Genomic DNA, 13,327 nt, shown 5'->3' on the forward strand with positions numbered 1-13,327 from the left:
GATCAGCCGGGCGGCCAGGTCATCTGTCGTCCACCCAGCAGATGCAGGTGCAGGTGATACACCTCCTGACCGCCATGATCCCGACAGTTGAACACCGTCCGGTAGCCGGACTCGGCAATACCCTCCTGACGGGCCAGATCGCCAGCCACCACGAACAACTCACCGATCAGTGCCGCATCCTCGGGCTGTACATCATTCAAGGTCGCAATCGGTTTCTTGGGGATGATCAGAATATGTACCGGCGCCTGGGGATTGATATCCCGGAATGCCAGAATCCGATCGTTTTCAAAGACGATCGTTGCCGGAATCTCGCGGCGGATGATCCGGGAAAAAATGGTGTCGCTCATGGGCGTGTCCTTGGTATCTGAAAAAAACGGTTGAGCATTCGCTATACGCACAGCGTTTCGGGGAAAGCCACTGTAGTAGCGACAAGTCAATGGCGTCAATTGCATCCTGACCCGATCACCCCGATAGTGATTGGATGCTCTATAGAGATCAGGGAACCCGTGCCACCCGCAGCAGCCGCTCGTCGGCACGGCCGTGGTCGTCCACCGCCCGAATCGTATAACTGCCCGGTTGCGACGGTGACCAGAAAAGCGTCTGTCCGGGTTCAGCCTGACCGATATAGCTCTTGTCGGCAAACCAGTACACCCGATGGACATCCGCATCGGTCGTCACGGTGAGCGGGATGCGCGCCTGGGCCGGATGGGTCAACTGCTGGGTATAGACGTTCCCGGCAAGGGGGCTGGTGATCTGTGGCGGGCTCCCGCCGATCGTGTCGGCCAGCGAAAGGGGACCGCAGGCGGGGCTTCTGGGCGGCTGCGTACGCGGGATCCCCGCCAGGGCAAACAACTGCTGGAGATCGCTGGGCCAGTAGGCAAAGACCTTGCGCTCGTCCTGGACGGGATCGAAGGGCGGACAGACGGCCGCCCCTGTAACCCGATTCACCATCACCGGCCGGTACACGTCGTCCACGCGGATGGGCGAGACGCCGGGGATAAACCAGCTTTCGCCGGTACGCGGGCACCAGGCCGTGGGCAGCGCACCGCTGGACAGACATACCAAAACCTTGCGCAAGCGCGGCGGAATGGGCGCGGGCAGGTCGTGTAGCCCGGGATTCTCCGCCTTGAGGGCCGCCACGATATTGAAGAACAGTGGCCCGGCCATCTCGCCGCCCACAAAGGCGGGGTTGGGGCTGCCATCGAAATTGCCGACCCATACCACCAGCACGTAGGGACCGAACACCCCCACACTCCAGGCATCACGAAAGCTCGACGACGTGCCGGTTTTCCAGGCAACCGGCAAGGGGCTGGGCTGCCCCGTCGGCGCGAGGCCCGGGGGCGGGTTCTGACGAAGGATATCCAGCACCATGAAGCTTGCCGCCCGGCTCAGGAGCCTCGTGCCCTGCGCTGCCAGCCGGTGCGCGGTCTGGTTGCTGGCGGCCTGCACGAACCGCAAGGGCTTGATCACCCCCTGATTGGCCAGCATGGCATACAGCTTGGCCATCTCCTGCATCGTGACCTCCCCCCCGCCGAGCACCAACGCCAAACCGTAATGCTCGGGACGGGCCAGATCGGCGATGCCGGCCGACTGGAGAAAATGGTAGAAGTCCGGATGCGAAAGCTGGGCGGCCACATCGAGGGCGGGAATGTTGCGGCTGCGAATCAGTGCCTGCGTTACGGTGACCGGCCCCTCGAACCGTCCATCGAAATTCTCCGGGGCGTAGGCCCCATAGGCGGTGGGCACATCGCGCAGTACAGTGGCGGGAATGACGATCCCCTGATCGAAGCCCAATCCGTAGATGAACGGCTTAAGCGCCGAGCCCGGCGAGCGCTTGGCATTGGTGCCGTTCACCTGCCCGGCGATGGGGGTGTCGAAATAATCAGCCGAACCGATGAGCGCCTTGATGCCCATGTCCCGCGTATCGACCAACAAGGCCGCGGCGTTGTGCACCCCCCGAATGGCCTGTTGCGCCACATAGGCCTGAACCTGGCGATCCACGGCCCGTTGCAGGCGCAGATCCACCGTACTGTGGATCCAGTCCCTATCCGGAAGCCCGAGGGATGAGGGTTGAAGCAACATCCGATCCGCCAGCAATTGATCTACGAACCAGGGTGCACGGAATGGCAGCCGGTCTGCCGGCCGCAGGGTCATGGGCAAGGCGAACAGGGCTCGTTCCGAAGCCGATACCGGGTGCATGTGCGCCCACCGCCGAAACAGCCGATTGCGCGCCGCCAGCAATTCAGGCCCCGCGAGGCCCGCCGGGACTCTGCCCCGCACACTGGGGTTCTGCGGCATCACGGCCAGGGCCAGGGACTCGGGCAGGCTCAGATCAAGCGGGGCGTGGTCGAAGTAGATCAGACTGGCCGCGCCCACGCCCTGGATATTGCCACCGAACGGCGCGTCATTGAGATAGGCTTCGAGAATCGCCTGCTTGCTGTACTGCAACTCGAGCTGGATAGCCCGCGCCACCTGTTGCATCTTGCCCCAGGGCGAGCGGGTATCCAGGTGCCAGAGCAACCGGGCCAACTGCATCGTAATCGTCGATCCGCCTTGCGGATGCCGGCGCAGCACATAGGTCTTGAACGCCCCGCGCAGCAGGCTGTAGGGGTTGAAACCGGGCTCCAGATAGAAATGCCGATCCTCGTGCAGCAGCACCGCCTGCACCAAGGTCGGCGAGAGCTGGTCGAGGGGGGTCCAGAGCCGGTACTGCTGATCGGCAGCCAGGGTCAGGCGCAGTAACCGGCCCTGATCATCCAGCACGGCCGTGGAGGACGGCAGCCAGTCTCGAAGGGGTATGGGCGGATGGAACCGATACCAGACGCGACCCCCCGCCAGCACGACAGTGACCAGCACGACCAGGATCAACAACAAGGCCAGAAGGCGCGGTATTACCCGCCGGATTGACCCGTACCGATGCCAGCCAGCGGGCCGAACCTGCAGGTCGCCGCTCACGGCCGATCGGGCGACGTAGCCAGATCCGACGCCGACATCGGCTGCTCGGGCGCCGGTGGCTCGATCGTCAGCGTCCCCGTCCCCGGTGTGTAGGCCCGCAAGGCCCGGTCGTACATGGACTCTGCATAGGCGGGAGGTACGATGAACCGCCCCTCGTTGGTCGCCCGGATCCGATAGACGAACTGCTGAACATCCCGATTGGCCGTCGCATAGATCAGCACCCGATCCTCCCTGGGTTCGACGTAGCTCGTCTGCAGATCGCTGCCCGGCTGGGCCAGGGCAATGCCGCCGGCGACGGACGCCGGGGGTGCTTCGGCGTCGGCTGTCCCGGCTGGCGAATCGGGGTCCGGCCCCGAGGCGGCCGGATGCACGATTTCGAAGCCCCCCGGCAGGATATCCACGATTGCCACATCCCCGACGGCACGATCGCCCAAGGCACGCAGGCTCAGGTGGACATTGACGGTTTGTCCCAGATGCACCGTCGTCACCGGCTTGCCAGCGTCATCCGTGTATTCCCGAACGATCTCCAATCCGTCCTTGATCGTCGACGGGGGCGGCACCCGGTCATACCCCGCCTGGGTCAGGCTGTACCAGGCCGGACGCGTCCCGTGGTTCACGAATCGCATCATGCTGCTGCCGGGCGACAACGCGCCCGCAAGCAGTACGCCATCCACCTGACCGAAGGGGCTCATCGCGCCCGGCTCCGTCCCTTCCACCATGGACAGGGACGCGGGATCGGCCTGCTCCCTGGGCAGCCCCGACAGCGCCAGCATGGTCATGGCGGAGGACAGGGTGTTGTAACGCCCCTGATGGATGGGCTGCACGATATTCAACAGCGTATCCGCCGGCAGGGTCCGGGCCCGATCGGGGAAGTATCGCTCGATGGAGTACAGCGTGGTCGCATCGAAGATCAGCGGGTCGTAATAATCGGCATACGACCAGGGCAAGGACGCAGGCCGTGGCTTGGTCAGTTCCTTGAGCGGCGCATCGATCAGCCGGTTGGCTGCTTCGTCCTGTTTCAGCAGGTGGTAACTGGTCGCGAGATACACCGCCGCCAGATCCTGATGCCAGACCGATGGGAACTGGTTCTCGAGACGTTGCTGGACCAGGGCGATCAGATTGGTGGTCACCATGCCCGACTCCGTCAGCAATGCGATGGCAAAGGCGCGCGCCCGGAGCTCGGGGAGACTGCCCAGTGCCTCGTCGGCGGCCAGATGACGCAGGTAATTCAAGCCGCGATCGATCATGTCCGCCGAGACGGGAATGCCGGCCTGCCGCGCCAGCAGCAGATACTGCATGGCATAGACGGAAACAAAGGGGTCGGAGATGGGGGTGGCCGACCAAACACCGAATCCGCCCTCCGCATTCTGGCGGCTACGCAGGGTCGCCAGAGCGCGGAGCACTGCCGGTTCGGCACGACGGACGTCGGCGGGGCTCCGGGCGAACTCCGGCTGTCCCGCCACGATCAGGGACGGCGTGGCCGCACTGATCGTCTGTTCGGTGCAGTAGTTCGTATAGTTGGCCAGATAGGTGCCCAGGCCCCGCATCAGCACGAGGGGCAGATAGGAGATCGCCGCCTCGCGCTGCGCCCGTGCGGCAAAGAGATCGCGCAGGTCCGGCATATCCACCTGACCGCCGGGCTTCACGGCACCGACCGCAAGCTGGGTCTGGAACGGAACGGCCGGGCGCACGGAGATATCCATGCTCCGTCTGGCCTGCTTGTCCTGATACTGGGCGAAGAAGCCGAGGGGCGCGGAGCCGAGATCGGCACGGGCGCGCAACCGGAACGTCACCACGCCGGAATGCCCCGACGCCAGCGAGATCGTCTGCCGCCCGGGGGTCAGCACATCGAAGGCGGATGACGCTTCCAGCTGAACCGCGACCGGCACCGGCGGGTTCTCCGCCCCCTTTGCCAGCGCGATATTGTTGGCCACGTTGACGCTGGCCACGAACTCGTCACCCGGCGCAACGGCCGTGGGCAGATTGGGTGCCAGAACGAAATCGCCGCGCACCGTGGTGTCTTGCTGGGCGATGCCGATCTGTTCCGGGGTCACGGCCACCGCCATCACCTTGAGGGCCCCGTTGAAGCGATCGGGGACCGGGTAATGGAATACGTGGGTGCCCGACACCGTGGTGATGCCGGACCAGTAGGCCACCGGTTTCTCATGCTTGCGCCGGAACGGATTCAGCTGCTGCTTGCGCAGGCTGTCCTCATCCCCGCCCGGCGATGCCATTTTCGTGAACTGATCGAACGACGGCAGGATAAGATCGAGGATCTGCCCCGTACTGACCTGCAGCATCCGTTTACGGAAGAAATAGCTCAGCGGGTCCTTGAGTTCGTACCCGGCGACCTGAAGGATGCCCTGATCGACCGCGAACACGGCCACCTGGGTGGGTTTGTCCGTGTGCACGGTGATGTCCAGGTCTTGCCCCGGCTTGATCAGCTTAGGCACATCCAGCCCAATCGTTGCGCGATGGCTGGCCAGATCCACCGAGAACGGCACGACACCGTAGCTCAGGGGGCTCATGTAGATGGCGCGAGATGCCGGATCACGGACGAACTGCACATTGATGTAGCCGTTGCCCTCGAAGTCCTTGGGCACGGTGATGTGCTGTACGGAGCTCGCCGTATCGCTATGGAACCAGGTCCAGGCAACCACCTTGTCGCGCTCGATGGTGATGATCCCGTTGCCGGCATAAGGCGCTCGCACGGCCACATCGATGGTCTCACCGGGCGCATAGTCCTTCTTGTTGAGCGAAAGCTGCAATTCCGCATTTCGCTCGAGAGACCGGCTCACGTTGGCGTTGCCGGCCACGTCGAAGTCGACCCGGTTCAGCGTTGTGCCCTTGGCCGACTCGATCACCAGCGCGTAGCTGCCGGGCGTGGTGGTGGGCAGATCTACGTCCGTGCCCCCGACCGCCACATCCAGCGGCCGGCTATCGATGGGCGTTTCCTTGAGCTTGGACGTGTACTGGTACAGGCCGGACGGCTGACGCGTCAGCACCGACACGTAGCGCCGCGCCAGAATCACGGCCTTGAGACCGCCGACGGCACAGGAAGCCACCTCGGGATCGATGGCCAGCACATTGACCTTGCGGGGCGTGTCGCGCGGGATGAAATCCATCGGTCCATCAGGCTTGATGCCGATCAGGTAATCCGCACTGGATACCAGCGCACGTGCCGCCGAAGCCACATTGCGCCCGCTGTTGGGCTCAAACACCTGGGCATAGAACCGCAACTCATACGTGGCATTGGCGAAACTGGAGAGGTCGATCGGGAAATTCGCCGCGCCCTTCGCATCGGTCTGTTGGGTCTGCAACGGTTCGCTGTACCCTTCCTTGGCGCGATGCGGATCATAGAAATCATAATCCGCGAACGCCGGGAAGCTCGGGAAGGCCGGACGGAGCGTCAAGGTGGCCGTTACCCGACGGTTGGCCGCCGGCGTGCCGTACAAGGTATCGGCCTGGATCAGCGCATGAAGATCGGTGGGCTTGATCCATCCGACGCCGCCATCCGGGTCTAAACGCGTGGTGACGCGAGTCTGATCGGGCTCGAATTCCCGGACCATGACCGACGTCGATCCCAGCAGCGTATGGACGCGATCATTCTTGATCAGATACAGATTCACCGACCAGCTACCCGTGGGCGCCGTCTCGTCCGGGGTGTACTGCCACTCCATGAATCCGCTGCGATCCGGACTGAGGCGCTGCTTGGTCACGGTCATCCCGCGGGGATCCACCAGTTCGACCATCAGAGGCACGCCGGCGATGTCCTGTTTCCAGTCGGCGGCGCGCAGAATCATGCCGATATGAAACTCATCCCCGGGGCGATACAGGCCGCGGTCGGAAAACAGATAGGCACTGAGTTCGCCCGCGCTCTGGGCATTGGGCGCCCCGCCGATATCAAATCGGCTGTAATTGAGTTGCCGATCGGTGGCCCCGATGGGCAGGAACGAAAAGTCGGTATCCGTCGCGTCCGTCCCTGACGGGGAGGAGGCGTTGCCCGGCGTTGCCTCAGCCGGGGTGTGAACCGGGGTGTCCGCATGAGTGACGGTAAACATCACGGGTTTGAGCTCACGCTGGAACCCCTTGAGCGAGGCAAAATGCACATGGCCGTCGGCACCCGTCGTCTCGGCCAGCAGGGTCTGGCCATTTTCCGCGATCACCTTGACGACCGCATGATCGACCGGCCGCCCGGTATGAATGGATTGCACGAATACGTCATAACTGCCGTCCAGGGATCGCTTGACCAACAGCCCGAGATCCGTGACCACGATCAACCGGGCATCCTGGGTGTCACTCTGGGATGCGCCCTGGTAGTACCCACCCTGTTCGGCACTGAACGGACTCTCGTCATCGCTGCCGAGCGCCCCCGAGTCACTCGTCGATCGCGGATCCCAGGGGGACAGTCGGACCAGGAACACCCCCCGCCTGGCGGTGGCCTCGCCCGCCTTGCCCGTGCCCAGGAAGCGGCTCAGATCGACCCCCGCGTATACCGCCTTGGTCGGGTCCTGATCCGGCAGGGGTTGGGTTTCCACAAAGCGCGTGGTGATGTGGTCGGGGCCGATGGACAACAGCGGATGGGAGAAATCTCCCTGATTGAACGCCACGAGATGCTGGATCTGGTGGGGCAGGATCTGCGCAATACCCACCCGCATCCCCGGGACGTTACGCGCCACCACGGACAGCCGGTGATCGCCGGTCATCGACAGCAACGATCCCTGCCCGAGGAATTTCAGCATCTGGGGATAATCGGGCACCGACAGCACGGACCCTTGGGATTTACCCAGCAGATACCCGCCGAAACTGCTCAACCCCTTGTCGATCTGGACATAGATCAGGCGCCCCGGCTCTGCAGAGAACGTCAGACCATGAACCTCGTCGGCGTCCCGCTCCGAAGGCTGCATCGTGAGAGGTAGCGGCTCGGCCTTGGCCAACACCTGCTGACTGACGATCCCGGTGTACCAATCGTGATGGTCATGGCGCTTCGGCAACAGCCAGGCGTGGACCTTCCCCGTAAGCTCCTTGGCGGTGACCGGCGCGGAGGTGGATACGATCAGCGTCTGAACAGGCTCATGCTCGGCGTTGTCGACCAGTTGGATCGACACATCGCTAAGCGCCAGGGAGTACAGACCGGGAATCAGCGCCATCCCACTCAGGGGGTTTTGCGCCCCCGGCCCGCCCCGGCTGCTCTTCACCCCCTTGGCGATCGTGGCCCGCAGGCGTTGCTCATCCAGGGGCACGCCCAACGGACCGGAATGGACGTAGGCATTCAGATGACGCAGGTCATAGGTGATCGTAAACGATTCCGGACGTCCGGGATTTCCCTTGGCATCCAGCATCGTCAGCTTCACGGCGCGCTCGAAAGAGGTCGGGTCAACCGGATAGGTGAACTGAACCCCAAACAGAGCCGATTTCTTGAGCGGGTCCTGCGGGTCCTGATAGAAGGACTGATCCGTGAGGGTCATGGCAAAGGGCGCGGTGTCGAACGTCAGTTGCGTCTCGGCCAGTCGCGTGCCCGGGGTGACGGCGGTACGGGGATCCAGTGTCAGCGTATAGGGCTGCCCTACCGGCCAATCCACCGCCGGGGTGAAGACAAGCTGGCGATCGGTGGCCCAGCGCCAACTGCCCGCCATTCTGGGTTCAAGGGTGATCCCGGCATGAACCGGCTTGCCGACCAGGGCAATGGGCGCCACCGAGGCGGAAAAATCCAGGGTCAGGGGATGAATGACCATCGGCGTCTGGGTGTAGTCCGTCGCCGCCGGAGCCGTCAATTGCACGGCAACCCTGGGGGGCTCCACCGGCTTGGGCCGATTCTGATACCAATGATAGCCCCAGCCAGCAGCTGCACCGAGCAAAACCACCGAGAGCAAACTGCCGACAACCCGCCGTGGATGCCGGCGCATGTACGCCAAGGTGACGTTTGGCCAGGTCGGCGGCTGCCACTGGACTTGCCCGATACAGCGTCTCAGGCCGATCTTCAGATGAGCGCCGATCCCACCCAGAACGCGACGGAACCGGCCAGGCACACCGGGGGAAGGCTCAGCGGGTTCGGTGCCATCCGGAGGGGTAGCCGGGTCAGCGGGCGGGTGGTTGGTCTCGTCCATGATCCAATCCTGAAAGTTGGGGTGCCTGAGGCAAAGCCGGAGACTGAAAGTCAAACCGATTACTGGCGCATCCTAGCATGGAAACTCAGTGGGATTTCATGACAGAAATGCAAAAACCCCGGAGGGGGCCGGGGTGCATCAACCTAGCGAGGCGGTGCCATCCGGTAGCCGCCCCAACGCCTCAAGTCGCGGAATGGGAATGGGTATAAAGCACGGGATAATCCGTGTACCCGTGTTCCCCGCCACCATAGAACGTACTGGAATCCGGCACGTTCCATGGCGCGTCCTGCTCGATACGGGCCACCAGATCCGGGTTGGCGATCATCGGCTTGCCGAACGCGACCGCATCGGCATGTCCCTCGGTGACGACCTTTTCTGCTGAAGACTGATCGTAGCCGTAATTGACCATCAGCTTGCCGGACCACAAGGGGCGCAGGCTATTGAGATCGAAGGCGGGGCCGGCCGCCCCGGGCTGATCGACGCCCATGCCGGCAATGTGCAGGTAGGCCAGCGGATAGGCATTCACCTGTTCCACGACATAGCTGAACGTGGCCTTCGGGTTGCTATCGCTCATGCCGTTCGCCGGCTGCAGTGGGGAAATTCGCAGTCCGGTGCGCTCAGCCCCCACTGCCGCCGTCACGGCGTCGACCACTTCCATCAGCAGACGCGCACGGTTCTCCAGGCTACCACCGTACTGATCGGTGCGCTTATTGCTGCCGTCGCGCAGAAACTGATCCAGCAGGTAGCCGTTCGCACCGTGGATTTCAACACCGTCGAAACCGGCCGCCATGGCGTTCTTCGCCCCTTGGACATAAGCGGCGACGATACCGGGAATTTCTGCAGTTTCGAGAGCACGTGGCGTCTCGTAGGGCTTTTTCGCCCCAGAGGGGGTATACCCCTCGCCCGGGATGGCCATGGCGGACGGCGCAACGGGCAGGGCCTGGTTGGGCTGGAACTCGGAATGGGACACGCGACCGACGTGCCAGAGCTGCAGCACCATCTTGCCGCCGGCCTGATGGACTGCGTCGGTGATCTTGCGCCAACCGGCAATCTGTTCGTCCGAATGGATGCCGGGCGTGCTGGGATACCCCTGCCCTTCCGGCATGATTTGCGAGGCCTCGCTGATGATCAGCCCGACCGAAGCCCGCTGACGGTAGTATTCGACCATAAGGTCGGTAGGCACGTTGCCCGCCCCGGCCCGGCATCGTGTGAGCGGCGCCATGACAACCCGGTTTGCCACCGGTATGGCGCCAAAGGAAGTCGGTTGCAGCAGAATGGAATCGGCACTCATGAGTTGCTCCTGATCTCGGTGAATCGACATAGGGAAGGATTTGGCCGAACGAATAAAGATTTGACCAAACCAGTTCGGCGAATAAATTAATAGCCTACTATTGGATCATTTGCCGCGACTGTCAATGTTCTTGCCGATAGCCTGCACCAATTGAGTAGCCTGGCAAGTCCCGGATCGGGGATCACTGGATCTGGCGCGCCTGAGCCAATACCCAGGGATGGACAACCACCGCCCAGATGGGGGTATGACCTTCCGCCCAGGTTCCGGCGGTCTTCGTGTCCAACAGGCCGAATTGTGCCTTTTGCATCCACGATTCGACGAGGGACTTGTTATCATCGGCAACCGCAACGGCCACATCGACGAGGTCGAGTGCCGGATCGACGAGCACGACCTGCCCCCGGGCAAACAGGGGCGCCAGTTCCCGCCACTCGATCCGGGCGGTCTGCCCGGCAAACAAGGACCAGCGCTCTTCGGGCGTCAGGTCATCGGGAGAAAGATCGTCGGGGAATAGTTCGTTTGTCATGGCTGATACTTACGAAATTGGCACGTGTCGGCGCAGTCGTCACGAAGGAACGTTCGCCGGGTTGTCCCGACGAATGAATGAAATTCACCTGGAAAATGCACCTGGAAAATGTACCAGGAAAATGCACCAGGAAAATCAACCAGGAACCGCACCACCCGTGGCTGAAAGAAAACGCACCAAGACTCGCTCGATGCCGGACCGGCAATCCTACCTCAATCATCGCATGGAAGCCGAGACAATCGATCATGGAAACGGAATCATCGAACGTTGTCTGATGGTTCCCGAACGACATGCCATCACGCATTGCCGATTGACCGAACTCGTCATCGAGCCGGACCGCATCGCGAACTGGCCGGAGGGGGCGACCGACAGCGAAAGAATCTGGCACGTGATCGATGGTGCAGGCCTGATGACTCGTGACACGGATCAGTTCGCGATTGTCCCCGGGGACGTCATTCACATCGCACGGGGCATCGCGCATCAAGTCCACAGTAGGGGGCAGCGGCCATTACAGCTATTATGTGTGACCTGCCCGACCGGCGATCAACCTGCCGCTCCATCTGCGTCATCCCCAAACTAACTTTCGGACTCCTATGCGCATACAACGATCCACCTACGAATTCCTGCTTGTCAGCGCCATTCTCGGCAGCATCGTGCTCTTCACGGCCTTTCTCGGCTATGGGGCCGGCGTGTTGGCAATCCTGTTCTGGATCACGTTCCTGCTGATCCGCCTGAAGCGCGGGAACCGGAACAAGCCCGCCGAGAGCCGCGTATCCGACTCAGAGACCTGACAGAACGTACTGCGTCAGATCGGTATAGGGCGTCCGCTTGTGCAGGTAATTGCCCAACCAGTCCTTGCCGGCCACACACTGATCCTTCCGTGGATACTTGGCCTCGACCTGATTGAGTTGATCGTAGATATCCGTCCATTCAGGAATCCGCTCACGCAGCGGCGCGCGGCGCACCGAACTGAATCCGTCGAGCATCTTGTCCGAGCCGTAATGAGGCGCGATATAGGCGATAACCCAATAATTATCCCCGTTTTTCGCCCGGTTGTTGACGTAGCCGTAGAATTCCCGCTCGGCCTTGATGGTTTCCCACATCACGTAGTAGATCGTCCGCGGTATCTGAGGATGACGCAACAGCGAATGCGGCGCACCGACCAGTTCCTCGCGACTGTAGCCTGAAACTTCGGTCAACGTGCGGTTGACGAAAGTAATCACGCCACGCAGGTCCGTCCGGGATTGAATCGTTTGCGTTGGACGCAACACGTATTCGTTGCCAGAAAGAAACCGATCCATCCTCATAGAGTTACCTCACAATCGCCATGGGTGTCGTCCATCAACCCGCAGCACGTACCAAAGGCACGATGGGCAGGGTATATCGAACAGGGGAAACAACAGGCATCGTCCGTCTGCCGGCACGGCTGACGGGCTCAGCGTCAGGGCGGGGCCGCTTCACCTGCGTGGGCCAGAATGGAACGCACGCGTTCCAGATCTGCCGGGGTGTCCACGCCCGCATGGGGAATCTGCTCGGCAACCGCAATGGCGATACGCTCCCCCATGGACAGGGCACGCAGTTGCTCCAGCTTTTCCAGCGACTCCAGACGGCTCATCGGGCAGCGTGTAAACCGGCGCAGGAACCCCGCCCGATAGGCATACAGGCCAAGATGCCGGTAACCCAGCACCGTCCCTGTTTCAATCTGTGCATCCCGATCATGGGGAATCGGTGCCCGGGAAAAGTACAGTGCCTCACCCGCATCGTTCGCCACCACCTTGACGGCAGAGGGATCGAGAAACTCCTCGCGCACAGTGATCGGAACCATCAGGGTCGAGAGCGCGGCATTCGGATGCTCCGCCAGCAGGCGAGCCACCTGACGCAGCAGCTCCGGCGCCATCAAGGGCTCGTCCCCCTGAAGATTCACGACGATGGTGTCATCCGGAATGCCCAACTGATCCACGACCTCCGCCAGACGGTCGGTTCCGGATTGATGATGATCGCCTGTCAATACCGCCCGAGCACCGAAGCCTTCGGCGGCGGTCCTCAACTGCTCGTCATCCGTGGCAATCACGATCTCATCCGAGCCGCAAGCCAGCGCACAATCGTGAACCCACGCCAACATCGGTCGACCATGGATATCTGCCAGGGGTTTTCCGGGCAGACGAGTCGAACTCATCCGGGCCGGGATGATGACGCAGAACGGCGGGTGACTCATGAGGTGGCGGTATCCGCCGGATGTGCAGCCCGCAAGGTTTCGTATTCGTCATTCGACAAGGTACGTGCATCGGATTCGAGCATGACCGGAATATCGTCGCGAATCGGGTAGGCCAGGCGGGCGGACAGGGAAATCAGTTCCTGCTTTTCCTTGTCGTAGATCAACGGCCCTTTGGTGACGGGGCAAACCAAGATTTCAAGCAAACGCTTGTCCATACCTAAACTCCAGTCTGATTG

Annotated in this window: 10 protein-coding genes; 2 read left to right on the forward strand and 8 right to left on the reverse strand. The window is 62.3% G+C overall.

What is annotated here, in order from left to right; translation table 11 throughout:
- Nucleotides 1–2 precede the first annotated feature (2 nt).
- The 5 genes from A9404_RS03355 to A9404_RS03375 form a co-directional block, all read right to left on the reverse strand.
- Complete coding sequence (locus A9404_RS03355; protein WP_066098660.1) at nucleotides 3–347, reverse strand: histidine triad nucleotide-binding protein; 345 nt, start codon at nucleotides 345–347, stop codon at nucleotides 3–5.
- A 148-nt stretch (nucleotides 348–495) separates the two neighbouring features.
- Nucleotides 496–2,856, reverse strand: coding sequence for a penicillin-binding protein 1C (gene pbpC / locus A9404_RS03360; protein ID WP_231880939.1), 2,361 nt, complete (start codon nucleotides 2,854–2,856; stop codon nucleotides 496–498).
- A 95-nt stretch (nucleotides 2,857–2,951) separates the two neighbouring features.
- Nucleotides 2,952–9,062, reverse strand: coding sequence for an alpha-2-macroglobulin (locus A9404_RS03365; RefSeq protein WP_082922703.1), 6,111 nt, complete (start codon nucleotides 9,060–9,062; stop codon nucleotides 2,952–2,954).
- 181 nt (nucleotides 9,063–9,243) lie between these two features.
- Nucleotides 9,244–10,353 carry an alkene reductase gene (locus A9404_RS03370; protein WP_066098662.1) on the reverse strand — a complete coding sequence of 370 codons (1,110 nt, stop codon included), beginning with the start codon at nucleotides 10,351–10,353 and terminating at the stop codon, nucleotides 9,244–9,246.
- A 181-nt stretch (nucleotides 10,354–10,534) separates the two neighbouring features.
- Complete coding sequence (locus A9404_RS03375; protein WP_066098664.1) at nucleotides 10,535–10,876, reverse strand: DUF2288 family protein; 342 nt, start codon at nucleotides 10,874–10,876, stop codon at nucleotides 10,535–10,537.
- 73 nt (nucleotides 10,877–10,949) lie between these two features.
- Between A9404_RS03375 and A9404_RS03380 the strand changes: the two genes are divergently transcribed.
- Nucleotides 10,950–11,456: a cupin domain-containing protein gene (locus tag A9404_RS03380; RefSeq protein WP_197490418.1), complete on the forward strand. Its 507-nt coding sequence runs from the start codon at nucleotides 10,950–10,952 to the stop codon at nucleotides 11,454–11,456.
- A 13-nt stretch (nucleotides 11,457–11,469) separates the two neighbouring features.
- Nucleotides 11,470–11,667: a hypothetical protein gene (locus A9404_RS03385; protein WP_066098668.1), complete on the forward strand. Its 198-nt coding sequence runs from the start codon at nucleotides 11,470–11,472 to the stop codon at nucleotides 11,665–11,667.
- On the opposite strand, the gene A9404_RS03390 is transcribed toward A9404_RS03385, so the two are convergent.
- The 3 genes from A9404_RS03390 to A9404_RS03400 all read right to left on the reverse strand — a co-directional run bounded on the left by A9404_RS03390 (nucleotide 11,656) and on the right by A9404_RS03400 (nucleotide 13,306).
- Nucleotides 11,656–12,177, reverse strand: a complete 522-nt coding sequence (locus A9404_RS03390; protein WP_066098670.1) for a PAS domain-containing protein — start codon at nucleotides 12,175–12,177, stop codon at nucleotides 11,656–11,658. The genes A9404_RS03385 and A9404_RS03390 overlap by 12 nt on opposite strands.
- 140 nt (nucleotides 12,178–12,317) lie before the next feature.
- Nucleotides 12,318–13,091, reverse strand: coding sequence for a 3-deoxy-manno-octulosonate cytidylyltransferase (gene kdsB, locus A9404_RS03395; protein ID WP_066098672.1), 774 nt, complete (start codon nucleotides 13,089–13,091; stop codon nucleotides 12,318–12,320).
- Nucleotides 13,088–13,306 (reverse strand): Trm112 family protein, encoded by a 219-nt coding sequence (locus A9404_RS03400; RefSeq protein ID WP_066098674.1) that lies wholly within the window; start codon nucleotides 13,304–13,306, stop codon nucleotides 13,088–13,090. The genes kdsB and A9404_RS03400 overlap by 4 nt, the downstream gene beginning before the upstream one ends.
- Between the last annotated feature and the right edge of the window lie 21 nt (nucleotides 13,307–13,327).

The organism is Halothiobacillus diazotrophicus, from assembly GCF_001663815.1.
Taxonomy (GTDB): Bacteria; Pseudomonadota; Gammaproteobacteria; order Halothiobacillales; family Halothiobacillaceae; genus Halothiobacillus; species Halothiobacillus diazotrophicus.